Origin of the sequence: Bartonella sp. CM120XJJH, from assembly GCF_042194715.1 — a bacterium.
Classification (GTDB): Bacteria; Pseudomonadota; Alphaproteobacteria; order Rhizobiales; family Rhizobiaceae; genus Bartonella.
This window is the reverse complement of record NZ_JBHINE010000002.1, coordinates 133371-157801: the sequence shown is the minus strand read 5'-3', so window position 1 is coordinate 157801 and position 24431 is coordinate 133371. Positions and strand designations below refer to the sequence as shown.

General features: G+C 38.1%; 17 protein-coding genes and 1 pseudogene. 12 read left to right on the top strand and 6 right to left on the bottom strand.

What is annotated here, in order from left to right:
• The first annotated feature begins 10 nt into the window (after window positions 1–10).
• Together ACFIKU_RS01655 and ACFIKU_RS01650 are read left to right on the top strand one after the other, a co-directional pair.
• A complete protein-coding gene (locus ACFIKU_RS01655) occupies window positions 11–1639 on the top strand; it encodes an MFS transporter (RefSeq protein WP_375641863.1) in 1629 nt (542 codons plus the stop codon).
• 31 nt (window positions 1640–1670) lie between these two features.
• Window positions 1671–2678, top strand: coding sequence for an HlyD family secretion protein (locus tag ACFIKU_RS01650; RefSeq protein ID WP_375641862.1), 1008 nt, complete (start codon window positions 1671–1673; stop codon window positions 2676–2678).
• 2359 nt (window positions 2679–5037) lie between these two features.
• On the opposite strand, the gene ACFIKU_RS01645 is transcribed toward ACFIKU_RS01650, so the two are convergent.
• Window positions 5038–5322: a hypothetical protein gene (locus tag ACFIKU_RS01645; protein WP_375641861.1), complete on the bottom strand. Its 285-nt coding sequence runs from the start codon at window positions 5320–5322 to the stop codon at window positions 5038–5040.
• A gap of 824 nt (window positions 5323–6146) precedes the next feature.
• On the opposite strand from ACFIKU_RS01645, the gene ispG reads away from it, so the two are divergent.
• From ispG to ACFIKU_RS01630, 3 genes are all read left to right on the top strand, one after another.
• Window positions 6147–7388, top strand: coding sequence for a flavodoxin-dependent (E)-4-hydroxy-3-methylbut-2-enyl-diphosphate synthase (ispG, locus tag ACFIKU_RS01640; protein WP_375656487.1), 1242 nt, complete (start codon window positions 6147–6149; stop codon window positions 7386–7388).
• A 526-nt stretch (window positions 7389–7914) separates the two neighbouring features.
• Window positions 7915–8082: a hypothetical protein gene (locus ACFIKU_RS01635; RefSeq protein WP_375656486.1), complete on the top strand. Its 168-nt coding sequence runs from the start codon at window positions 7915–7917 to the stop codon at window positions 8080–8082.
• An 86-nt stretch (window positions 8083–8168) separates the two neighbouring features.
• On the top strand, window positions 8169–9317 hold the full coding sequence (locus ACFIKU_RS01630; protein WP_375656485.1) for an MFS transporter: 1149 nt from the start codon (window positions 8169–8171) through the stop codon (window positions 9315–9317).
• 576 nt (window positions 9318–9893) lie between these two features.
• Here ACFIKU_RS01630 and ACFIKU_RS01625 read toward each other — a convergent pair.
• Complete coding sequence (locus tag ACFIKU_RS01625) at window positions 9894–10796, bottom strand: polyprenyl synthetase family protein (protein WP_375656484.1); 903 nt, start codon at window positions 10794–10796, stop codon at window positions 9894–9896.
• A 432-nt stretch (window positions 10797–11228) separates the two neighbouring features.
• On the opposite strand from ACFIKU_RS01625, the gene rpmF reads away from it, so the two are divergent.
• Together rpmF and ACFIKU_RS01615 are read left to right on the top strand one after the other, a co-directional pair.
• Window positions 11229–11408: a 50S ribosomal protein L32 gene (gene rpmF / locus ACFIKU_RS01620; RefSeq protein WP_005774555.1), complete on the top strand. Its 180-nt coding sequence runs from the start codon at window positions 11229–11231 to the stop codon at window positions 11406–11408.
• Between the two features lie 273 nt (window positions 11409–11681).
• Window positions 11682–11753 (top strand): annotated as a pseudogene (locus ACFIKU_RS01615) (50S ribosomal protein L32); the annotation flags it as partial.
• A gap of 1871 nt (window positions 11754–13624) precedes the next feature.
• Here the strand turns inward: ACFIKU_RS01615 and ACFIKU_RS01610 are convergent.
• From ACFIKU_RS01610 to ACFIKU_RS01600, 3 genes are all read right to left on the bottom strand, one after another.
• Window positions 13625–14209, bottom strand: coding sequence for a CarD family transcriptional regulator (locus tag ACFIKU_RS01610; RefSeq protein WP_375641855.1), 585 nt, complete (start codon window positions 14207–14209; stop codon window positions 13625–13627).
• Window positions 14210–14512: 303 nt separating this feature from the next.
• Window positions 14513–14854, bottom strand: a complete 342-nt coding sequence (gene fdxA, locus ACFIKU_RS01605) for a ferredoxin FdxA (protein WP_375641854.1) — start codon at window positions 14852–14854, stop codon at window positions 14513–14515.
• Between the two features lie 21 nt (window positions 14855–14875).
• Complete coding sequence (locus ACFIKU_RS01600; RefSeq protein WP_375656483.1) at window positions 14876–16462, bottom strand: hypothetical protein; 1587 nt, start codon at window positions 16460–16462, stop codon at window positions 14876–14878.
• A gap of 570 nt (window positions 16463–17032) precedes the next feature.
• On the opposite strand from ACFIKU_RS01600, the gene ACFIKU_RS01595 reads away from it, so the two are divergent.
• A complete protein-coding gene (locus ACFIKU_RS01595; RefSeq protein ID WP_273723131.1) occupies window positions 17033–17944 on the top strand; it encodes an RNA polymerase factor sigma-32 in 912 nt (303 codons plus the stop codon).
• Window positions 17945–18263: 319 nt separating this feature from the next.
• On the opposite strand, the gene ACFIKU_RS01590 is transcribed toward ACFIKU_RS01595, so the two are convergent.
• On the bottom strand, window positions 18264–19841 hold the full coding sequence (locus ACFIKU_RS01590; RefSeq protein ID WP_375656482.1) for a M48 family metalloprotease: 1578 nt from the start codon (window positions 19839–19841) through the stop codon (window positions 18264–18266).
• 147 nt (window positions 19842–19988) lie between these two features.
• On the opposite strand from ACFIKU_RS01590, the gene ACFIKU_RS01585 reads away from it, so the two are divergent.
• From ACFIKU_RS01585 to rimJ, 4 genes are all read left to right on the top strand, one after another.
• Entirely contained in the window at window positions 19989–20624 is a 636-nt protein-coding gene (locus ACFIKU_RS01585) for a thiamine diphosphokinase (RefSeq protein ID WP_375641851.1), read from the top strand.
• 104 nt (window positions 20625–20728) lie between these two features.
• Window positions 20729–21115 (top strand): hypothetical protein, encoded by a 387-nt coding sequence (locus ACFIKU_RS01580; protein ID WP_375613186.1) that lies wholly within the window; start codon window positions 20729–20731, stop codon window positions 21113–21115.
• Window positions 21115–22977, top strand: coding sequence for an ABC-F family ATP-binding cassette domain-containing protein (locus ACFIKU_RS01575; RefSeq protein WP_375656505.1), 1863 nt, complete (start codon window positions 21115–21117; stop codon window positions 22975–22977). Before ACFIKU_RS01580 ends, ACFIKU_RS01575 begins: the two co-directional genes overlap by 1 nt.
• Window positions 22978–23541: 564 nt before the next feature.
• A complete protein-coding gene (gene rimJ, locus ACFIKU_RS01565; protein WP_375656504.1) occupies window positions 23542–24105 on the top strand; it encodes a ribosomal protein S5-alanine N-acetyltransferase in 564 nt (187 codons plus the stop codon).
• The last annotated feature ends 326 nt before the right edge of the window (window positions 24106–24431 follow it).

Genomic DNA, 24431 nt, shown 5'->3' with positions numbered 1-24431 from the left:
AAAAGGTGACATGAGCGGAAAAAAGAGTACGGTTGTGTCTGCTAAAAGGAGCGCAAAACCTTTTCCTCGTCCTGGTCGTGTTTTTGCGGGACCTTTACCAAAGTGCTTTGTTTATATTTTGGCTTCTCTTATTTTGCAATGGGCTTATGGTCTAGGGGCTAATATTGTTCAGTCTAACATTGTTCATCTTACGGGTGATTTTCATGCAACTTTGGCCGAGACGACATGGCTGGTAGCGGCCTATATGGCGCCAAATGTGAGTGTAGCGATTATGTTGATCAAAATCCGCTATCAATTTGGGCTGCGCGCTTTTGCTGAATTATCAATTCTTGGCTTTGTTTTGGTTTGCGTGTTGCAGCTCTTTGTTACGGATTTGCGTTCTGCATTGATTATTCGCTTTTTTGCTGGGATTGCTGCTGCTCCTTTGGCTTCGCTTGCGCTGCTTTATATGATGGAGGCTTTTGCTCCAGCAAAGAAATTTACTGTTGGTCTTAGTTTGAATTATATGAATGCAGCTTTAGCTGCACCTTTATCGCGTTTGATTTCTCCTGATTTGTTGGAAAATGGTGGTTTTTCCAGTCTTTCCGCTCTGGAAATGGGGTTGGTTCTCATCAGCTTGGTTTGTATCTATACATTACCTCTTACTCCTGTTGTGCGCAGTAAGGTTATTCAAAAATTAGATTGGATAAGCTATGGTTTGATTGCTCTTGGTCTTGGATTAAATGCTGTGATTATGTCTGTTGGCATATTGTATTGGTGGTATGAAGCACCATGGATTGGTTGGGGGCTCGCACTTGCTATTTTCTCGTTGGCTGTTGCTATTATTATTGAGCTTAATAGAGAAAAACCGTTGATTGATTTACGTTGGATTTTCAGTAAAGAAATGATCCAATCTGTTTTTATTTTATTGATATTTCATGTTTTTTTATTGGAGCGATCAAATTTGCCCGTAGGATTTTTTAATCTTTTTGGTTTGCTCAATCGTGAGATGGCGCCCATGTATCTTGCGGTGACATTAGGGATTCTGTTAGGGGGGGCTGTTTGTGTCTTTTTTTTACGGGCGGGGCGTGAGGATTATTTTTATTTGTTATCTTTAGGTTGTTTGGCGTTGGGAGCTTATTTAGACAGTCATGTAAACTATTTAACGCGTCCGAAAGATATGATGTTGAGCCAAGGGTTGGTGAGTTTTAGTTATGCACTTTTTTTGCCTCCTGCTCTTTTCAAAGGGTTTGTGATCGCTGGTGAGCGAGGACCGCGTTACGTTTTAAGTTTTATTGCTGTTTTTTTGTTAACGCAAGTGACAGGGGGATTGATGGGATCAGCTTTTTTTGGCAGCCTACAGTTTTATTTTGCCCATAAAAACTTTGAGTCCTTAACACAAAATATTATTATTACTGATCCGCTTATTTCTGGTGAGATGAATACTTTATTTTCGCCTTCTTATGGTGTTTCTGTTCCCAATGGCTTGAGAAGTGAGCAGGGTACTTCTATGTTGATAGAGAAATTTAAGTTAACAGCAAATATTTTTGCTTATGATGACGTTTTTCGGCTTTATTTTTATATTTCAATGGTTGTATTCGTTATTTTTCTTGTCACAATGATTGTTAAGTCATGCTCTTTGCGTGCATTAGAAAAGTAGAGTAATGTCATAGAAAGAGGGGTGCAAAAAAATGATAAAAAAATTACGGTCAAAAGCTACGATTGTTGCATTCCTATCGGGTATTACGGGTGTTTTGCTGATTTTGTGGGCTTGGAGACTTCCTCCTTTTGTGAGTAACATTCAAATAACGGATAATGCTTCCATTAAAGGCAATGTTACTCTGGTTAGTTCACAGATCTCTGGGGTGATTGCACGGATTTATGTGCAAGATTATCAACGTGTTGAAAAAGGAATGCTGCTCTTTGAGCTCGATGATTCTCTTTTTCGGCAGCAACTTGCACGGGCACAGGCTGTTCTCGATTCAAAAAATGCAAAACTGGCAAGTATTGAATTGCAAGCACAGCTTTTGCAGGGTGAAATTAATACAGCAGAGGTGGAATTGGCGCGTTCACGAGCATTTTCCAATGTTGTTCCAGATAGTAAAAAGTTAGGCTTTGGTGATGTGGCAAGTTCTGTTTCTCGCCCTCTTTCACAACTCTTGACAGCTCTCGAAACAAAACGCCAATTGCAAAAACAATTGGATCTTGAACGGCAAAGTTTACAGTCAGAGATTGCGGGAGCGAAGGTGAGTGTTGAGTTGGCAAAACTTAATCTCGATCATACAAAGATTTTGTCTCCTCGAACAGGATACATTGGATTAGTTGGAGCGCGGGTAGGGCAATATGTTATGCCGGGTACGCAATTGGTCTCTGTTATTTCTGATGATATTTGGATTATTGCTAATTATAAGGAAACGCAACTTTCTCAGATGCGTGTGGGACAACCGGTTGTTTTTTCTGTTGATGCATTGAACAACAAAAAATTAACAGGGCGTGTGGTTCGTTTTGCACCTGCTACAGGCTCAGAGTTTTCATTGTTAAAAACAGATACAACAATTGGTAATTTTATCAAAATTGCGCAACGTATTTCAGTACGGATTGCTTTAGATCCTGGGCAGGAGGGAATTGAAAAACTCATTCCTGGGATGTCTGTGGTTACGTATGTGGATACTTCGCAGCGGGTCGATTCTGGAGGATGAAATTTTGGGTTTGTTCAGTTTAATTTTTGCGTCATTTACGTATAGCAAATGGATATTCACATTGGAAGATTTCATTTGGTTTGCTATAATACATCTTTTGAAACTCTTAAGCTTAGTACTCTTCTATGTCATGATGTAAAATAATGTTCCTTAGAATATTAAAGCGCATGCATCTTTACTCACTTCTATTTCCTTTGAAATAACTCAGTAGGGGGGAATATTAGAAGCTTTGCCTGTAGTTTCTAGCAACATCATCTTTTGAGGCATGGAAAGAAGGTGCTTCTTTTTATCTGAGTGTAATCTTTGTGTGATGTTTGCAATGATGTGAGGCAGATCATTGGGAAATGTATCTCGGATACATGTGTTGCTATTATCAATGTGTATTGCATGTATAACAGTGATGCTAAGTTTGAAAACTGTTGTAATAATCCAGCTAAAAAACGCCCGTACATAATATTATACCCATGGACACACTATAGAGCGTATAAAATGTAGTTACCGGAGGATATAGACGATGAAAGATGTGAATGGTGTATTGTAAGGGATTAAATCGTTATCTATCTAGGTCAATATCCCTTCGTTTTCTGTTGCCATTTAAATACCAAGATATCTATTGTGTGTTTTGATAATTTCTTGAAGAGTGCTTAAAGAACCATTTCTTTCAGTTTTATGCAGTTTGAGCACAATTTTTAAATTGTGCTTTGTTATAATTTTTGTAATCAATTCTGATCAATTAGGCTAAAGACAATGCTGCCATGAATGTTTTTCTGATTTAGCCGTTTTCTTTTTGTTTTTAAGTTCCAAACATTTTACGAATATTCTCTTCTTATAGTCGCTGTAATTCTTAAAGTTTAGCTCCTCCTCTAGCTTCACTTTCGGTTCTCCGTTTTTCATCTCCAGCTTCCCATTTCATATTCGGCTTTTTTCTGACGTTCTATGGCAAGTTTGTGATCAGCTATTCGTAGGTTTTCACAATTTTTTGAAGTTCCTGACTATCTACATCTCATAGCCCATTCGTCGAATCATTTTTTATCTTTTTTAAATTCTGCTACGCTATAGGTTCTTTCGCAACCAGCAGAGACAAGAGCCGTGCAGAGTAGCAAGTGTTGTAATAATGACTTTGTTATGATTTTTCTCCTTTTTCCAGTTTAATGACCACAGAGTGGTGGGGTATAACCTTTGTGTCGTTTTCTAAATTCTTTCGCTTCACGTTCTTCTTTTTTTTGTTGGATTATTGCCGATGTTTCCATTTGTAGAACTCTTGTTTGTGAATCTGTAGGGCTGCGTAGGGTGTTTGAATGGGCTGAATTTGATCCGTATTTTTAGGATTTTTAAGTTAGTCAATGAGCTGTTTGATGGTTTTTTGTTTTTCACGCGCTTTTTCGTAAATAGCTTGTTTTATGTTGTGCTTTGACTTTTTGTTCATCAAAAATATCAACTGCGGCCTTTGATTTTGCGTTTTTCAATGGCTCTTTGTATAAGCATTTTTTTTCCTCTTTTCAGTATTTTCGCTGTCGCTGCTACCTGTCAATTTTTGAAAGTGACTAAAATTAGAGTGATAGGGGGCATGACCCTTTTGATTTTTGAATGTTCTTTGAAGAGCTGCGGGTGTTTTATTTAAAAAACCATGTCGTTTTTTATTTCATCGAGTAGATTTTTAAAATGTGCAATCTGTTGTTTTAATTGTTTAATTTGTTCTATGTTCTGGTAAAATGAGTTGAAAAAAATAGAATAATTATTGCAAATGCGTTCGTTTGAAATTCAAAGGAAAATGCAACGATTGTCGTTGAGAAAAAATTCTTTTGTTTAAAGGCATTTTTTGTAAAAATATCTGTTAGTGAGAGGAGTGTAGGTTTTCAATATCAAAATATCCTTCCCTTTCCCCAATTAAAATGACAATCAAAGATACATAGAGTAAAAGTATAAGTTTTTGCAGTATTAATTTGTTGTTTTTAGTCTCTATACATAATGAAGTTTTGGAAAGTCTGCGAAATTAGGGGAAGTTTTGGATTGAATATTTGAGTTGTTATCTTATGGTACCGTGAATATCCTTATTTGAGGTGTTGTATCAGACGTCTTTTTGACACGTTAAGTTGTTCGTGTGGGAGCACATTCATCGTAGGGCTTGCTTGTTGCCTTTAGAAATGTCGTCCTTTGAGGTGTGGTGATGTGAATCGCATGTGTGGATAGGTTTCCGATAGACAAAAGCTGGATTATAGACTGGTCGGATGGATAGAAAACTTATCCTTTAGGGAGGGGGCGTAAAGTTAGGGGGAAGACGTAAAGTTTATATTTTGTAAACTATAAAAAATGCCCGCTTTGAGTCGGGCATTAAAAGGGAAGGTTGTTGGTTGTGTTGTTAATTTTTACGGATTAGCAAGAAGCTTACTAAAGCAACTCCTGCTGCTAATGCGAGGGTTTTTTTAGGATTTTCTTTCGCTTTTTTCTTTAATTCTGTAGCATGTTCGTTGAGGTGATAAAGCGCGTGACGGCCTTTTTGTTTCCATGTGTTAAACAGCTCAGAAATGTTTTCAAAGCTATCATTTTGAGAACTCCAATGATTTACAGGGACCAGCTCTCTTTTTAATTGTGCTATACGTTTTTTAATTTTAGCATTTTTTCTATGGGGTGAAAATAGACACATTTATTGACTCCTTCATGTGTTAAATTGTTGCGTGACAGTTGGAATTGTGTTTGGGGTTTTGCTATAACGGCTTGAAAATTGAAAGGTTGCATTGATAATGCCGCGTGTGGGTGAGGTGCGAATTAAGAGTTTGGGTTTAATGAGGTATTTCTTAATGTGCTCGAGCTCATTTTGTGATGGTGTTTGTTAAGGATGTAAGGTAAAAATTTTTACAAAATGGTGTGAGATTCATTTTTTTGTTTGTTTAAAGTGTTAGGGTAGTTTTTGGCACTTGAAATAGTTTATAAGGAATTTTTATCTACATGTTCTCTTGTGGTTGTAGGGAGTGGTGTTGATTGATTCAATTAGGAAGATTTAAAATGAGAAAATCTTGCGATATTTTGGTTTGCTATCCAAATTTGTAAAAAATAGATTATTATAAATCAACATGTTGGATTAATTTGGCGGTGTCTTTCATGCAATTTTTAAAAATTGCGCTTTGATAGGCGTTATCTGTTGTGCTGTAAAACACTGTTTTGCGATGACGTTGATGTAAGGTATAGGAATGCAACTTAAAAATACAGTATTGTCTCTATTTTGTTCAGTTTCTTTTTGAATCAACCAAGTATAGAAGTATAGATTTGAACAGAAGTAGTAGAACTTATCCGATGCGTCTATAGAATGAATCGCACTTATGAATTGTATTGCATCAGTGTTAGTAGGTGGAACCTTTTGAGAGCAATCTGTTAAGATTGGTAGGCGGTGTAATTTTCGTCCTTTGAAGCGCGGAGGAAGTCAATGTAAATGATGATTGATAGCGCAGGTTTTAAAAATTTGAGGACTTGATGAGTACGACCTATTTTTTATCTAAACCACTTGAGCGTCGTCGCTCTGTTGGTGTTGCTGTTGGTGATGTGATCGTTGGGGGGCAGAGCCCGATAGTTGTACAGTCAATGACCAATACAGATACAGCTGATGTTGATGCAACTGTTGCTCAAGTGGCTGCTCTTTGGCAAGCTGGTTCACAATTGGTTCGAATTACTGTTGATCGTGATGAAGCCGCGGCAGCTGTACCAAAAATACGAGAGCGATTGGAGAGGTTAGGATTTTTTGTACCATTGGTCGGGGATTTTCATTATATTGGTCATAAGCTTTTATCTGAGCATTCTGCGTGTGCTGAGGCGCTTGCAAAATATCGCATCAATCCTGGAAATGTTGGTTTTGGCGCAAAAAAAGATCGTCAATTTGCAGAAATTATTGAGATTGCTTGTCGGTATCATAAACCTATTCGCATTGGTGTGAATTGGGGCTCTCTTGATAATGCATTGTTAACACGGCTTATGAATGAAAATGCACAGCAAGAAAATCCTTTATCGGTTGCTGAAGTGATGCGGGAAACTGTTGTGCAGTCTGCTCTGCAATCGGCTCTTTGCGCTGAAGAGATGGGGTTGGGGCGTGATAAAATTATTCTTTCTGCTAAGGTGAGTGATGTTCAAGATCTTATTGCTGTCTATACCACCCTGGCTGCGCGTTGTGATTATGCTCTTCATTTGGGATTAACGGAAGCGGGGATGGGAACAAAGGGCGTTGTTGCTTCTTCGGTGGCTTTGGGCATTTTATTACAACAAGGGATTGGCGATACGATACGAATTTCCTTAACACCAAAACCTGGTGGTGATCGGACACGAGAAGTAAAAGTGGGGCAAGAACTTTTGCAAGTAATGGGTTTTCGGCAATTTTTGCCTGTGGTTGCGGCTTGTCCTGGTTGTGGGCGCACAACCTCAACGGTCTTTCAACAATTGGCGCAAAAAATTGAAGCAGATTTATACAAAAATATGCCTGTTTGGCGTGAAAAATACCCTGGCGTTGAAAGTTTGAAGGTTGCCGTGATGGGATGTATCGTCAATGGACCGGGGGAGTCAAAACATGCGGATATTGGAATCTCTTTGCCTGGAGTGGGGGAAAGTCCTGCGGCACCTGTTTTTATTGATGGACAAAAGGTGAAAACTTTGCGGGGTGATCACATTGCTGAAGAATTTGAAGCGCTTTTGAGTGATTATATTCATACACGCTTTGGACAGGGGTGAGGTAAACAATCGCATAAAGTTAAAAAAAGAGGAGCGGGTTAAAAAAACATCTCTTAAGATCCCCAAGTCCATTTCACGACGATGTTTGTGAAGAATATAATGGTAAAGCTTCGTCATGAATAATATAAAACTTACGGAATACCCACCCTCTTTACGCTTATAAGTAACAAGTCGGTACCATTAATATATCTGCCTGCCCTTATAGGGTCTTTAACATTTGAGACACTTCATAAAAGGCATTTTTACTCCACATGGGCTCTCTTGTTTGTGACGTGAAAGAGATTTTGATTCAACATAAAACAAAACAGCTTTGAAATGATAGAATTTTATAATATTCGGGATTCTCATTCAATATGCAAAACAATGAATACTCTTTATAAATCACTATGTTGTTTTGCTACGGTAAATACTGTTGTTGGGCTGCTTATTATTTCAAAGTAAATCAGAGGTTATACATGTTATGAATCAGAAGCCTATAAAGGATATCGATTTATTTTAGTTTGTTAAGACTATTAAGCAAAACTATATGAATACTTTGATAGATCCGTATCATGCGGTTGCTGGTTTTTTGGCTGCTCTTGAGGCAGTAAAATATTTAACGGATTTTGACAAATGTCAAATTATAGAAAAAACATTATTTATTAATTTTTCCAGCTATAAAATTGATAGGATTGGAGATCCGTATAGCGGTTAGTGCCCTATTTGTCGTAAAATTTAAGCTTTTATCTTTATATAAAAGGATGTATAGGTTGCCCTTTTTTGGCGTTATTGGGGGGATGCATGACAAGTATATTAGCGTTTGGCTTTTTATTTAATGGTATAAGAATTTTAACAGGTGCCTTTATTGTATTTTATATGCTTGAAAAAGGGCTAACTCTTATTGATATCGGGATCATTAAGTCGTTTCAGGCTTTTATTATGATGGTTACAGATATTCCTCTGGGATATTTTGCCGATAGAAAAAGTTATAAAATATCGATCGTTTTGGCAGCGGCTTTTGCTGCTACATGGCTATGTCTCATGGGATTTTCTACAAGCTTTTATGGTTTTCTTTTGGCAGAATCTTTTAATGCTTTATCGCTGACATTGATTGCGGGGGCCTATAATGCTTTACTTGTTCAATATGCAAAAGCAAAAGTGACATCGACTAAAAAAGTGCTGGGAGCGAGCTCTCAATATAATTACATCGGCATGTTTATATTCAGTTTAATTGGCGCATATTTTGCTGATTATTCTAGACAATATATATGGTATATTGCGGCGTTTTTAATGTTGATGACAACACTCTTTGGGTTGTTTTTTCTTGATGACCTGAAAGGAGAGAAAAAACCAAATAAAGCGAATTCTCTTATTTGTGATGCTAAAGAGATGTTGTCTATTTTTATTAAGGTTCCTTATATCTCTTTATGCTTTTATTTTTCATTGATCTTTTTCAATATATTCTCGCAGTATTGGCAGTGGATATTTAAAGATCATAATATTAATGTCACTTATTTTGATCTTGGTGTGACATTTTCACTGATATTGCTCTCTCAGCTCTTGGCTAGTTTTCTCTTTACAAAACTAAGTGAAAGGGTGAATTTTGTTTTATTGCTGTTTCTTTTGGTTTCACTGATTTTTACAGTGGTTTTCTTTGAGCCGAAAAAAGAAATCGCTATTATTTTAGTTTGTATGATTTTTTACTTAATTAAGTATACATATCTTCGTGTAGAAGTTGTTTTGCATGATAGTATTAGCGATCATTTCAGAGCTACATATGAATCTTTCTTGTCAACCGTTGGGAGATTTAGCCTCTTGGTATTTTTTTACATGAGTGCGTATATGGTCGATATATTTGGCTTTTTCTCACTCGTTTATATTTTGGGTATTTATTTATTGGTTTACCTGTTGGCAATGTTTTTTTTAGAAGGAACTCTAAAGAAATCTTAGTGAAAGTAGTAACGTATTTCACGTGTGTTTCATGGGGTTTATAGTGAATCAAGGCTTTTATTTATTAAGACGCATCATTGTTTTGCATGTTGAATGAGAAAGCAGAATGTTATCCGTTACTCTTATTTCAAATCTATGTATGTTGAAGCAATCAAAGTCATCTGCTTGTACGTTATAAGTGGGCATGGCATAAAATCATTAAAAAAGAAATAAAAATGCTTCTCATGAATATTGCACCAAGAGTTGCTGACAAGATTGGACGCTGATAAAGAAAATGATTGTGCCGGATTATATGCTTATTAAGGAATGGTGATTGCGCATTATTTCACATTTTCTTTTTTTTATTCTTTAATGGAGGGCATTTTTCATGCAAATTTTCATGCAAAATAGGATACCAGAATGCACTTGTGTTATAAATTCACGTGGCTTGTTTTAATGAAATTCTTCTCAAGGTTTATTGCACCCATTTCATGATAAGGACTATAATGGGGATCAATGGTAACGTTTCTTTGAAAAATCTATTATGCATTCAACAAAGATGATGGTGTACACTGTGTGCAATAGGGTGGATGAAGTTTAATTTTTGCGTAGTGCACTAAAGTGTGCTGCTTGTTGGAGGGGGAGTGCTTTAGCGCCAAAAGGATGTAAGAATGCTTCTGCTTTACTGATGAGTGTATCTCGCTTTTTTTGGGTTTCTTCAATGCCGTAAAGATGAACAAAGGTCGCTTTTTGTGCCGTTTCATCTTTCCCAGCCGTTTTTCCTAGGGTTTGCGTGTTGGCGGTGACATCAAGAAGGTCATCGGTTAATTGAAAGGCTAAACCAAGATAGGTACCAAAATCAGTAAGCTTTTCGGTTAATTCTTTAGATGCATTGCCAATGATGGCGCCTGCTTGGCAAGCAAAGCTCATCAGGGCTGCTGTTTTCATGCGTTGTAGAGTGGTGATGTCAGTATTTTCTTGCGGTCTTTTTTCAGCTTCGAGGTCCAGCATTTGTCCACCTAACATACCGCCAAGTCCTGCCGATTGTGCAAGAGACGTGATCAGCTTTATTCTAATGTCTGTCGATAGAGTACTGGCTTTATGGGCAATGATTTCAAAGGCAAATGTTAAGAGGGCATTGCCTGCTAGAATTGCTGTTGCTTCGTCAAATGCTATATGGACGGTGGGTTTCCCACGCCGGAGTATATCGTTATCCATAGCGGGAAGATCATCATGAATGAGCGAATAACAATGGATACATTCTAAGGCACATGCAACATCAAGAGAATGTTCTACAGGGATATCAAAAAGTGCAGCACTTTGAATCACAAGAAAAGGACGCAGGCGTTTCCCACCGTTCAGCACACCATAGCGCATGGCTTTGATTAAGTTTTTAGGGCGTGAAATTTCACCATTTTGGATTTGATCACTTAACAGGGTATCAAGCCGCTTTTCAACAGTGTGTCCATGTTTTGCAAGAAGGGTGGTAAATTCGTGCATTCTTGCTTCCTTTGTTTTTACAAAAATGAAATTATGAAGTTTAAGAGAAAGAGAGAAAGGTTGTCGCTTTTTCTTGTTGTCATAAATTGGCGTCGTTTTTTATTAAAAATCAATTTCTCTTTTTATCCGTATCTCTATTGTATGTGCAAATCCATTTTTAAACTAAATAAAAATTGAATGAAGGTCTTATAAAAAAGCTTTCATTGATGTATAAAATTTTCAAATTTTGCGGTGTTTTTGATATTCATTTGATCATTGTGATACCATTTTTGATAAAAAGAAGGTCATTTTTGGTAAGAGGAGGATCATTTTGACATTGCCTCTTCTTTTTTATCAGTGTATAATATCTTTAAATTTTATGGTGTTTTTAAATGAGGCATTGTCATTTTTGACATTGCTTTTTCTGTTTTAATGGATTTGGAGTGTCTTTTTATGGCTGTACCTAAACGAAAAACCTCTCCAGCGAAGAGGGGCATGCGCCGTTCGGCTGATGCTCTGAAGGCGCCGACTTATATCGAAGATAAAAATTCTGGTGAATTACGTCGTCCTCATCACATTGATTTGAAAACGGGAATGTATCGCGGGCGTTCCGTTTTAGTGGTTAAAGACTGAGCGTTTTATCTCTTTTCCAGTAGTAAGCTTCTTTTGATTCATGAGTGAATGCACGTTTGTGGCGTGCATTTTCGCTTTAAGATGGATGTTGAGGTGTCTTTGCATCGCTCTCATCACATTGATTTGAAAACGGGAATGTATCGCGGGCGTTCCGTTTTAGTGGTTAAAACTTTAGCGTTTTATCTCTTTTCCAGTAGTAAGCTTCTTTTGATTCATGAGTGAATGCACGTTTGTGGCGTGCATTTTCGCTTTAAGATGGATGTTGAGGTGTCTTTGCATCGCTCTCATCACATTGATTTGAAAACGGGAATGTATCGCGGGCGTTCCGTTTTAGGGATTAAAAATTTAGCGTTTTATCTCTTTTCCAGTGGTAAGCTTCTCTTGATTCATGAGTGAATGCACGTTTGTGGCGTGCATTTTCGCTTTTTCTTGAGAGGTTATAAAGGATTGCTTGTGTCAGTGTCTTTTATGATGATTGCGTTAAGAGCTTATTGATATAAGTTAGCTCAGTAATAGAATCATTTTGTATCGCATTTAATTTTTATTGACTGTAGAGGGAATCCTATTAGACCATAAAATATCATCGTTTAAGGCGGTTGTCCCATGTAAGGCTTTAAGCATACCGGTGTTTTTTATGAGAATATTTAAGGCAATGTTTGTCTAGAGGCTTATATTGTGACATGTGATTCTCAGTAAAAAATAGAGATTTACATCACATTGATTTATAAAGATCATTCGTTGTTTGCGTCTTGAATGAAAGGTCTATCGTGGGATTTTTTCATTTCAAATTTCTCTCATGTTGAATCAATGGTAATCCCTTGCTTTTCGGTCACAAGTGGGGCTGGCATGTGGGTGAACATTCTATAAGAAAGGACAAAATGTCTATAATGAATACTTTCAAATGTAAGGATTGTTGTAACATTGGGGGTTAAGTGTATGATGATGCCAGCGTGTTTTCTTATAAGCAGAAAAGAGAAAATCGTTACAAGACAGAAGGCGTACACATTCAATAATCTTTAGTGCTTTTGATGATAAAGACACATGAGACTTTTCTATGAATATCACATTTCATTTTCATATTTTTAAACTAAGAATTGTCCATATATTTTTCTTATTTTTGTGAATATAAGGGATTTGTTACGAACAGCTTGTAAAAATAAGTAAACTTAAAACCAGATGTGTTATGTATGGGGTTGAGCAAAGTATTTTATCAAAGTTGGTATGACTCTCCGGTACATAGCTGGTTTATGAATAGTTTTGTGGTGTTGCTTACCTAAGTTTGTGATTTTTTTGTTATCTGTTCATCAATATCCAATTTTCAGCGGTCTGTTTAAAACAGAGATTGAGACTTTTAGAGTTCTATGAATCGTTCTAGATTTTGTATGTCTGATTGGAGTAAGAATACTTGCGTATATCTCGTAATCTCTGAAATGAAAATATAACCTCATTTTAGAAAAATATGAAGTTGCAAGGGGCAATGCCAACGTTTATTTTTATTGTTATTTTTAAAATTAGCTTTACAGCTTTCAAAAGTATTTGAAATGCCTTTTATAGAATGGAGATAATGGTTTATTTCATGCTTTTGTTTATCGCGTTCTTTAATGAGGGAATGCTTCTCATGCAAAATAGAGTGCCCGAGACAAAATATGATTATGTTGTACCATCACACGTTTTTTAAAAGGAATATTTTTCAATATTTGTTGCATCCATTTTATGACGGCGTTTTTGAATGTTATAATGGTTTTGTAGAAGGGTAAAGTCTTGGTGTAGTGTATAAACGGCACTATGATCTTTATGCTTGATAAAAAAGTAAGCCTGCATCCTTACACATTTTGCTAGATTCCAATGTTGCTATATCTTTTGGTGCTTGAGACACTTCTCGCTCTTTTTGTATAGTTTTTACCCAAAGATCAGCCCCGCTTGTGATTGACAAGCAAGTGATTGTCATTGATTCAACATGAGAGAAATTTGAAATGAAAAATCTTACGATATTCAAGATTCTAATTTAATATGAATAATGCTAGATTATGATGATTAATCAATTTTTTATCTATGAAGCAAGAAAATGAGGAGGAGGAATTTGTCGAAAAGTTAGATTGTTTATAGATTGGCGCTGGTTTAAGAAAGTTTATCCTTAAGGACAGAGAGGATGTTAAAAAATAAAACCAGCGAAAAGCTGGTTTTATCAAAATATCTCATTATGATGAAAGAGTGTATTATGCAGCGTAGACAGCTTTACTGTTTTCATCTGTTTCTTCTCTCTCAGCTTTAAATTCGCGTTCCGGTTTGTTGGAGAGATGCATCTCTATGAGATTGATAGCTTCTGTTTCAGAAAGACTATTAATAACCGCAATTTCGCGGGCCATTCTTTCAAGAGCAGCTGTATAAAGTTGGCGCTCAGAGTACGATTGTTCAGGCTGTAGATTAGAGCGGAAAAGATCACGGACCACTTCGGCGATACAAATAAGATCTCCGGAATTGATTTTAGCATCATATTCTTGTGCACGACGTGACCACATGGTTCGTTTAACGCGGGCCTTTCCGTGTAAAACTTTTAAGGCGCGTTCGACAGAATCACTAGCAGATAATTTACGCATTCCAACGGAAAGGGCTTTTGCAATAGGGACTTTGACATCCATCTTATCTTTCGCGAAATGAATGACAAAAAGTTTCAATTTATGTCCTGCAACTTCTTGATCTTCAATCGCTATAATTTGTCCTACTCCATGCGTAGGGTAGACGATATATTCAGAGGTTGCAAATTCTTTGGTCTTGGAAGACGTTCCATGTTGGGATGCCATATTTTAGTTTACTCCCTTATGATCAACAAATGTATCGGAAAACAGGTTATAAACCTGAGGGTTGAGTTTTCTTTAACCAAGTATATTGTACCAATTAAGTGAGCATAAAAGCCGAGTACTTTTAAATCCAAAAAAAATACATCGCTTTACTACAACAAGCAAAGAAAAATACTTAGAAAGATGATCATGTTAAAATAACACTAACATCAAACTTCCAAAGAATCAATCATTTCGCTTAAGGATTTTTTATTTTTACAAGGGAAGTCTTTCAATCGTTGAAGGAGGAGAGTGTACACTGTATCATTACTCTTCACCACTTCCTGGATTTTCTGAAAAATACTTTTCTAATTTATTTGGAACGCCATCCATTTCTTTTGCTTGAGGAAAAGGATCTTTTCGGGTGGTTAGATTAGGCCATTTGTTTGCATAATGAAGATTAAGTTCTAACCACTTTTCTAATCCTGGTTCTGTATCAGGTAAAATCGCTTCTGCTGGGCATTCTGGCACACAAACACCACAATCGATGCATTCGTCGGGGTGAATAACAAGCATGTTTTCCCCTTCATAAAAACAATCAACAGGGCAGACTTCAACGCAATCCGTATATTTGCAGTGAATGCAGTTGTCGGTCACTACGTGGGTCAAGATCAAACTCCATTTGTTACTTTAATTCTCTTTAGAGGAAAGTGTGTGCGTGTTTGTATGATTGGTGAGTTGATCGCGTAGTACAGCTAATTTTGCAAAAGGTGAATCAGGGTTAAGGCGCTTTTCTTTTTGAAAAGGCTTATGATTTGCATGTTTTCCTTGGGATTTGTGGAACTTATGAGAGCGTTTTGCTTGTGATAGTGCTTCTTGAGGGGACTTTTCATTTGTGTGTTCCGCTTTTTTTACAGCGCTCTTCGATTTATTTTGCCACTTATTTCCTAATTTATCACGTTTTTTTTGCGCGTGTTGGTGAAATGGATGCCTATAATGCCATAATAAAATAACTTTATCTTTTTCTGTAGGGAGAGGAGATTTGGCAAAATTCCCAACAGGTTCAGCTGCTGGTAAACGATTGGTTTTATGGAGATGTTGTTCAATATCAGAGGATAAAATGTTTGGGTATGAGGTATTTTTTTCTTCTTGTGTTGTTTTTGAATCGCTTATTGTTTGCCATTGACTGCCAACGCATTCTGCTGCAGGAACATCTTGCATTGTCCCATTGACAGGGGAAGAGGCTTGGTGTGCAAGGAGATTTTGTTCAAAAATAGTATTGCTTATGCTGTACGATTGATAACCAAGTCCTTTGAGGATTTCTTCCATATCATTTCCATTGGCTCCAAGAATGGACATCATGGCTGGTGTCACAAAAAAACTTTTTCCATCATAGGCGCCATCGGGTTTAGGATCACTTCCTTGTTTCCAATGCAGTGCGGGGCGGATGAGATTGGCAAGACGTTCTAAAATATCAATCCGTACAGCACGTTGTCCTAAGATTCGGTAGCCGGCTAATTGATAAAATTGACGGTTATAGGTAGGGTCAACAATCAAAGAGGTTCGACCAGCAGATAATGCTGACAAAATTTCACCCAAACCAGTTTGATCTTGTTGCGCATTTTGAAGATTCCACAGGAGGGTAATGGCTTGAACCGGAGCAGGTTTAAGCATTCCGGCAACATAGATGTGAAAAGCGCCAAAACGCACACCTAGTCGCCGAAGCACGGCACGTGATTCTTGCGCAAGTTTTTTGACGACATCTAAGACTTCGCGGCGTGGTAAAATCCCTAAAGAGTTAAAAAGTTGTAAAGCAAGACTGTTTGTTGAATCCGTTAAATTATCAGCATTACGCAAATCAAATAGAGGTTTTAAAGTCGTTTCAAAATGAAAGGTGACAAAGCGTTCTAGTCGCTTCACAACGTTATTGCGGGATTCTCCTGTGAGTTGTTCATCTGCTAAGACAATCAGTTTTGGTTTGAAAAAATCTTCTGTTGCTACAAGTTGTCCTACGGGTTGGCCAATCCAGCGCACAATTCCATCAGAACTGAGGGTAAAATCTCCATTTGCACAAGCGCAAAAACGTGTCGCGCGTTTGGAAAAAGCAAGAATCAAATTTTCATTCTCTGTTGAAATTTGCTTGTCAGCTATTTGATCGGTACTGTTTTTGTTGGCATAAAAACGAAAACCTTCAAATTTACCCCTTCCATGTTTTTCAATGAGAATATCATCTTGAAGAATCTCATTCTGTTGAACAATCTTGCTATCCATGATCATTTTCTTTCTCAGTGCGAAATTGGTCAAAAGTTTTTTGCGACAATTTCATAATGGTTCTCTTTCTTTAACACGTTTGTTGCGTTTGCTTCAATCACTCTTGTCGTTTTTTGATGTTTCTTTTTGCACCTTTAAAACTTGGATGATTCTTTTTTTATTCAGTTTTCATTCAGTTTGGGTGCTTTATATTTGCAAATTACACTTATTAGTTGTAATGTAAAGCTGAAAGCATAAATAAATTCTTCAGTTTAAAAGGAAACGGTATCGGTTATCAAAAAACAGCATTTGTTTTGCATGGTCATTTTATTTTTTTGCTGTTTTGTCATGAAAAATGAAGAGAAAGTTTTTTCAAATATTTCATAGGCTAAAAGGCATATTGTAAAGGCATTTTGCAGGTGAAATTGTGTCTCATGACAAAAAGTTTTACCATGATAATGAAAAAAACAATTGCGATTATAAAATTACACGTTAAAGTAGTGAGTACAGAAGTTAACAACTTTTGCGTTCTTTTTGAGAAGAACAATGATGTCGTTGCCAAATCAATTTTGATAATTTTAATCGCAAGGGGTTATTATGGGTAATCTTTCAAATGCTGTTTATAAAAGCAGCAAAAATTATAGCGATGCAGACAAAAGCTTAGGACGTAGTATGATGCGTTCTGCTATGCAAGCACCTTATCTTGAACGACAAAAAGAGCATGATTTGGCTCTGCGGTGGAAAGACAAACGTGATGATGATGCCATGCATCAAATTGCAGCGGCTCATATGCGTTTAGTGATTGCTATTGCTAATCGCTTTAAACGTTTCAAAATGCCATTGGGGGATTTGGTACAAGAAGGGTATGTGGGACTATTGGAAGCAGCTGCACGTTTTGAACCTGATCGGGAAGTGCGTTTTTCAACGTATGCAACGTGGTGGATACGCGCTTCTATTCAAGATTATATTTTGCGAAACTGGTCAATCGTTCGAGGGGGAACGAGTTCTTCGCAAAAAGCACTTTTCTTTAATCTTCGGCGTTTGCGTGCAAAACTGATACAAGATGATAGTGCTTTGTCAAAACAGGATATTTTTCGCACAATCGCTGAAAAGCTTGGCGTTTCTGTGCGCGATGTTGAAACGATGGATTTTCGTTTTTCCAGTTCTGATAATTCCTTGAGTGTTTCTGTTTCTGAGAACAGTGATAATCCCATTGCTAAGATGGATGTTTTGGTGGATGATAGTCCTCTTCCTGATGCTTTAATTGAGCAAGTCATTGATGGTCAAAGGCGTACACAGTGGCTTTACGATGCTTTGCAAATTCTCAATGAACGGGAGTTGGAAATTATTCGCTTTCGTCGCTTAAATGAAGAGGGTGCGACTCTCGAAGTTTTGGGTGAAAAGTTAGGAATCTCGAAAGAGCGCGTGCGTCAAATTGAAGCTAGAGCTTTGCAAAAATTGCGTTCTGCTCTCCTTACCGTTCATTCAGAAGACGCTTACGATATATAAGCAGTGAAAGGCTTTGGGGGGGGGGAGGAAAGAGAACGTATAAGTGGGGGCATATGAGAATGTGATGAAGTCAGTTTTAGGGAATGTCCAGATTTGTTTAGGAATATGCCTCCTTGGGGATGTGTTTGGTGCTACTGATAAGCAGAGGAAGATAGAGGTGAATGTTGGTTGGTAGGAAATATGTATCAAACGGAAGCCTATGAAAACATGATGAAATTGGTTTTTAAAGAGTCCCTTTTCATTTCATTTGCGAATATGTTTTAAGGGGGGCGTGATACAGATAGAAAAGAATCAAAACTATAGCAGATGAGAAAAAGGCTTATTCTGTAATAATTTTCACTTTTGTACCTGCGGGTAAAGTTTGCGTTGGTGAGAGGGCGTTGAGGATGCGAAAGAGTTTTTCTTTATATGGTGTGTATTGCATTTTATCTGCAAGATTTGCAATGTTTTCTCCTTGTTTAACGCGGACAATACGGATTTTTAAGGGCTTCAGTTTTTTTAATTGTGAAGATGAAAGAGAATGAAAGCTTTGTAGCGTTTTTTGGGCAACTTCTGCAAAATTTTGAGAATTATGTGGGGCGGCTGTCAAAAAACGAAAGATGTGGTTGTTGAATGGAATGACAACCACATCAAATTGCCATTGCTCATTGGTAGCATGGGCTCGTGCTCCAAGTAAATTTTGGCTTTGAAATCCTTGATGCGTAAACTCTTGACTGGGGAGCCCTTGAATTGTAATGGGGCGGATAGATGATTGGTCTAGCCCGATAATCCAGCCGCTTTTCAAATAATCACTCGCAGATATTCCAGCAGGATGCGGAAGAGCATCAAAACGAATCGCAATTTTATTTGGTCCACTGGCCCAAACAGTGTGTGCTGAATATTCTATTGTAAAATTGTTTGGAACAGAAAAAGCTATGCGCAACTGTGGGTGAATAAATTGGTTGCCCCGTACAAAACCTGTATAAAATCCTCCTCCAAAAATCATACCATCAATGCTTTTGAGAAAAGAATCGCGATCGGTTGTTTTACTATTCCCTTTACTGATTTTACGCGCTTTTTCTATCGCAAGCCGAATGCGTTGAGGGGTGGTTGGGTGAGAAGCTAGAAAATCTAGAGAGGCATTTTGGGTGCCGGAGATATTACGCAAAGCACTATAGGCTTCCATTGTTTGAAGAAAGCGCGGTGAAGCAAATGGATCATATCCTGCTTGTTGGAGCATTTCTAGTGCAAGGGAATCAGCTTCCAGCTCTTGATTGCGGGAAAATTGTGCGAGTTGTTGCTTATTTTGCGTAGGGGTATGAAGTTTTTTGCCAATAGAAGAAAGAAGATGTGAAGATACGTGATTTGCCATCTTTAATTGGGCTTCTTTTTGCAGGCGTAAAATGCCATGATTGGCTCTAATATGTGCTATCTCGTGGGCTAAAATGGCTGCAACTTCTGAAGAATCATTGGCTAATGCCAGCATACCACGAGTGATGTAGATCGCGCCATTGGGGAGCGCAAATGCGTTAACGCTTTCTGAGTTTAAAATGGTTACAGAATAGCGTTGATGAGAACTATGGAATGCAACTGTCAGTTTACGGACAATCTTTGCTAAAAGGTGTTCAAGTTTTGCATCATAATAAGCGCCGCCATACATTTGCAAAATACGTGGGTGTTGCAGAGCGCTTAATGTGACATAGATATTATGATTGTTGGTATGTTTGATCGTTTTAGAAGAAGTGGAAGAAAGTCTATCATTTTGAGAAAGGGGTGTATGACAAGCCGAAAGGAGAAGCGTTAAACTTATGAAAGTTGCTTTATACAGGCACGAGTGAAAAAGAAAATTGCGTTGAAAAATGGGGTGCGTTGGACCATGGTGCACATTATTTCTGCGGAGTAATTTGGCAAATTGCATTTGTATCTTTGTATCGTATGTTTCTTTAAGAAAGACATTAGGGATAAGGATTCGTTGGGCTATATCACGCTTTTTGTTTATAAAAAATGACTCTCACTGATAAAAGGATGCACTGTAAAGGAAATTTTGTGAAAGGCAAAGTATGGCATGACAACATTTACGATATTATTAAATGGAGATGTTCGTATCACTGATCGTTTGCTTAATCAAATTCAAAACAGTCGGGTGATTGCTGCTGATGGTGGTATGCGTCATGCGGCAGCGCTTGATGTGTCGCCTGAGTTGTGGTTAGGGGACTTTGATTCGTCAGATGAGAATTTAATACGCAAATATAGTCATGTTCCGCGTGAAGTTTTTCCCTCTGATAAAGATATGACAGATAGTGCTCTGGCTTGTGAAAGAGCGCTGCAAAATGGCGCAAAAAAGCTTATTTTGTGCGGTGCTTTGGGAGGTGAGCGAAGTGATCATAGCCTTTCTCATATGACGCAAGCGTTAATGATGGCTGAAAGGGGCGTTTCAGTGTTTTTGACAAGCGGTTTGGAAGAAGGTTGGCCGGTTTTATCAAAACCTCGTTCGTATGATTTGCCTAAGGGATGTTTGTTTAGTATTATCGGTTTTTCTGATTTAAAAGGGTTAACTCTTAAAGGGGTAAAATGGCCAATTTGTGACAAAAATGTGTCATTTGGCTCTTCTTTAACACTTTCTAACCGTATTTGTGGAACCTTTTCTTGCCATTTAGGTTCTGGAAAAGCTATATTGTTAGCGTCTGTGCCTATTCCGTAAAGCTCTTCCAATAATATTTTGAATAAGGCAGGGGGGGGCCTAGTGATTAAGTGCCGACATAAACGATATATTATGTATTGATCTTGAGAAGGAAAGGTTTTGATATGTTAAAATCAATTTTTAAGGTGGCCGTTGTTTCAGCCATTGGTTTCAGTTCAGTCGCTTGTACTACAAACGATGAACGCGTTGCACGTTATGGCGTAGGAGGAGCAGCAATCGGTGCTTTGGCTGGAACTGCTATTGCTGGAAGTACGCCTGGAGCAGCACTTACCGGTGCAGCATTTGGTGCTTTGGCTGGAACAGTAACAGGTGCGGCTGCAAATCAAAGAAAACAACAAAGACAGGCATCACAATTGTGCACATATCGCGGTCGTAGAGGGCATGTTTACCAAGCGCCTTGTGGACAGAGAGTTCCTGTACGGCAATTGTGTGCTTACCGTGATGCAAGAGGGGTGATGTATAAAGCACCTTGTCCGCGCCGCGTTCGTTAATGGCGGTGCCGCTTCTGCGGCTCGACCGCATTTTCTTAAATTTTGGAAAAACGCCTTTGCTCAATCAAGCTTGTTTATCGGTTGAGCAGGGGGCGCGTATTGCGCTGGTTGGCCGTAATGGTTGTGGAAAATCAACCCTGTTAAAAATTGCCGCAGGAATATTAGAGCCTCATGGTGGCGAAATTTTTCGCCACCCGCGAGTGACGCTCCGTTATGTCTCACAAAATCCGGATTGTTCAGGATTTGAAGATATTAACGCTTATATGGAAGCGGGGCTGGACGGTACATCTGATGTCCAGTGGATCAATACACTTCGCACAAATTTAGGTTTTTCGGGGGCGGAAAAAGTGGAAACGCTTTCGGGAGGCGAAAAGCGACGTGTTTCATTGTTACGGGCTATTGCTGCAAAACCCGATATTTTGTTCTTAGATGAACCAACCAATCATCTTGATTTACCAACCATTGAATGGCTGGAAGCTGTTTTATCGTCTTTGCGTTCAGCGATGGTGGTGATTTCCCATGATCGGCGATTTTTAGAAAATGTTACGCGGTCAACGGTATGGCTTGATCGTGGCACAACCAAAAGACTGGAAAAGCGTTTTTCTGAGTTTGAAAATTGGCGTGATAAAGCGTTGGAAGAAGAAGCCATCGAACAGCATAAATTGGGGCGCCAAATTGCTCGTGAAGAGCAATGGTTGCGTTATGGTGTGAGTGCACGGCGTAAGCGTAATGTACGGCGCTTAGGTGAATTAAAAAACTTAAGACAGCGTCATCAAACCTATAAAGGGCAGCCGGGAAATGCACTTTTGACAGCAGCGAAAAGTCATGATTCTGGGCAATTGGTGCTGGAAGCAAAGAAAATTTCAAAATCCTATGGTGATCGCATTATTGTGAAAGATTTCTCTTTGCGCATTCAGCGTGGTGATCGGATCGGTTTGGTAGGACCCAATGGTATCGGAAAGACAACGCTCCTTTCTGCATTAATTGGGCAAGAAGCCGTGGATAGTGGAACGGTGAGGCATGGCTATAACCTCTCTATGGCATTGCTTGATCAGCAACGTATTTTAAATGAAGAAGAAACTTTAGCGCATTATTTAACGGGAGGAAGAGGTGATACTCTTGTGATCAATGGACAAGAGCGGCATGTCGTTTCTTATATGAAAGACTTTTTATTTTCGCCTGAACAAGCACGCACTCCTCTTAAAGAATTTTCCGGGGGAGAAAGAGCACGCCTCATGCTTGCACGACTTCTTTCACGTCCTGCAAACTTTTTGATTCTTGATGAACCGACCAATGATTTGGATATGGAAACTTTGGATTTGTTGCAAGAATTTATTGCTGATTTTGCGGGAACAGTATTGTTGGTCAGCCATGACAGAGACTTTTTAGATCGTACTGTAACGCATATGTTGGCACCTCAAGGTGATGGTCAGTGGGTTTTGTATGCGGGCGGCTATAGTGATATGATGGCGCAAAACCAGCATGCTCTGAGTTTACAACGCAAAAAAACAGAATTATCGCAGCGTAAAGCACCTTCAAAATCTCATGCGGGAGAGTTTTCAAAGCGGGATTCATCAACAGATCATAGCTTGATCGTGCGGGAGAAAAAAACACAAGGTAAATTGTCTTATAAGCAGGTTTATGCATTGGAAAGATTGCCTGAAGAAATTGCTGTTTTGCAAAATGAAATCAAAAAAATTGAACAAGAGCTCTCTGATCCAGCCCTTTATCGCAGTGATAAAGAGCGTTTTGAGCGTTTATCAACAGCGTTGGAAAAAAAGAAAAATACTTGCACACAAAAAGAAGAAGAATGGTTAGAACTTGAAATTTTACGCGAAGAAATGGAAGCGTGTTCACAGTAATATCTAAAACATTTTAAGAGATTTATATTGCATTATCACGTTTTTTGGGATTTGTTACGAGATCTTATGGCGGATTTTGCGCGAACAGTGTTGTTGATGAGTCATGGCAGAAACTTTTTAAATCGCACTGTAATATATAGCTTTTCAAGGTGATGGTCATTGGGTTTTGTATGCGGGCAGCTATAGTGATATGATAGCGCAAAACAAGCATGCTCTGAGCTTACAAGGCAAAGAAACAAAACTATCTTTGCTGTGAGTTTTTTCGAAATTTTGTATATGGAAGTATGCTAGTTCCATTACACACATTGTCAGTCCCCAATGTTGTTACAGCGCTCCTTGAAATTTGAGAGCATTCGTAAAAAACATTCCCTTGTCTTTACCTTATGCTTTAAACATACCACCCCCGCTTATGACGGAAAAGCAAATGATCCTCATTGATTCTAACGTGAGAGGTGTTGTGATGAGGAAAGCTTATTGTATTCGACATTATGATTTAAGTTTAAAAGTGATGATTTGTTAGGATAAATCAACGTGTTATTGTGACATTTCTAGGAGGAGAAAATGATGGCAATTAAAACACAGCGCACAATTTCCACATTGATCGGTTTAGAAGATGCTGCTGAACTGTCTTCTTATTACCTCCGTAATGCGAATCACCTGCGTCCTTTTGAACCGTTAAGATCTGATGGGTATCACAGCCTAACAGCTTGGGAAACACGAGCCAGTGCATTTGCTTATGAAAGTGCACAAGGACAAGCATATCGATATGCCCTACGATTAAAAAATGAAAACACAATTATCGGTATTGTCAACTTTACAAATGTGGTTCGGGGTGTTTTTCAAGCCTGTCATTTTGGTTTTTCTCTTGATGAAAAACAACAAGGCAAAGGTCTCATGTTTGAGAGTTTATCGGCGCTAATACGCCATATCTTTCATGTTTATCATCTGCATAGAGTGATGGCAAATTATAGACCTGAGAACATAAAAAGCGAACGTTTATTAAAACGCCTTCATTTTGAACAAGAAGGCTATGCCAAAGACTATTTGATGATTTCTGGGAAATGGAGAGACCACATTCTAACCTCTCGAATCAATGATCTGTACGATTCTGTCAATAAGTTCGAATAAAGTTCTATTTAAAGTTCTATCAAGGGTCTTTTATCAAATGTGTAAATATGCTGAATTTCTGCCTATCCTAAAAGACGAAGATCTCCATTTCTTCGTTTGTAAACAGTTCAGACTCTCGTTTAGCGGATTTCAACTGCTGACCACTTTCATATGTTTATTTTCGTAGATAATAAATTGATTTATCATCATCATTCATTTTTTTCAATTTGAAGAGAGTTCTCAATATCGGAAGACTTTCTCACTTCAAATTTATTGATGTTTAATCATAAAAATCACCTCTCTTGCACATCACAAACTGGATTGGCGTACAAGTGAGGGTTTGTGTG

Excerpts from the sequence above, each read along its gene's own strand:
- ACFIKU_RS01655 (WP_375641863.1), top strand. The coding sequence starts at position 11 with ATGAGCGGAAAAAAGAGTACGGTTGTGTCTGCTAAAAGGAGCGCAAAA.
- ACFIKU_RS01650 (WP_375641862.1), top strand. The coding sequence starts at position 1,671 with ATGATAAAAAAATTACGGTCAAAAGCTACGATTGTTGCATTCCTATCG.
- ACFIKU_RS01645 (WP_375641861.1), bottom strand. The coding sequence starts at position 5,322 with ATGTGTCTATTTTCACCCCATAGAAAAAATGCTAAAATTAAAAAACGT.
- ispG (WP_375656487.1), top strand. The coding sequence starts at position 6,147 with ATGAGTACGACCTATTTTTTATCTAAACCACTTGAGCGTCGTCGCTCT.
- ACFIKU_RS01635 (WP_375656486.1), top strand. The coding sequence starts at position 7,915 with ATGAATACTTTGATAGATCCGTATCATGCGGTTGCTGGTTTTTTGGCT.
- ACFIKU_RS01630 (WP_375656485.1), top strand. The coding sequence starts at position 8,169 with ATGACAAGTATATTAGCGTTTGGCTTTTTATTTAATGGTATAAGAATT.
- ACFIKU_RS01625 (WP_375656484.1), bottom strand. The coding sequence starts at position 10,796 with ATGCACGAATTTACCACCCTTCTTGCAAAACATGGACACACTGTTGAA.
- rpmF (WP_005774555.1), top strand. The coding sequence starts at position 11,229 with ATGGCTGTACCTAAACGAAAAACCTCTCCAGCGAAGAGGGGCATGCGC.
- ACFIKU_RS01610 (WP_375641855.1), bottom strand. The coding sequence starts at position 14,209 with ATGGCATCCCAACATGGAACGTCTTCCAAGACCAAAGAATTTGCAACC.
- ACFIKU_RS01600 (WP_375656483.1), bottom strand. The coding sequence starts at position 16,462 with ATGATCATGGATAGCAAGATTGTTCAACAGAATGAGATTCTTCAAGAT.
- ACFIKU_RS01595 (WP_273723131.1), top strand. The coding sequence starts at position 17,033 with ATGGGTAATCTTTCAAATGCTGTTTATAAAAGCAGCAAAAATTATAGC.
- ACFIKU_RS01590 (WP_375656482.1), bottom strand. The coding sequence starts at position 19,841 with ATGCAATTTGCCAAATTACTCCGCAGAAATAATGTGCACCATGGTCCA.
- ACFIKU_RS01585 (WP_375641851.1), top strand. The coding sequence starts at position 19,989 with ATGACAACATTTACGATATTATTAAATGGAGATGTTCGTATCACTGAT.
- ACFIKU_RS01580 (WP_375613186.1), top strand. The coding sequence starts at position 20,729 with ATGTTAAAATCAATTTTTAAGGTGGCCGTTGTTTCAGCCATTGGTTTC.
- ACFIKU_RS01575 (WP_375656505.1), top strand. The coding sequence starts at position 21,115 with ATGGCGGTGCCGCTTCTGCGGCTCGACCGCATTTTCTTAAATTTTGGA.
- rimJ (WP_375656504.1), top strand. The coding sequence starts at position 23,542 with ATGGCAATTAAAACACAGCGCACAATTTCCACATTGATCGGTTTAGAA.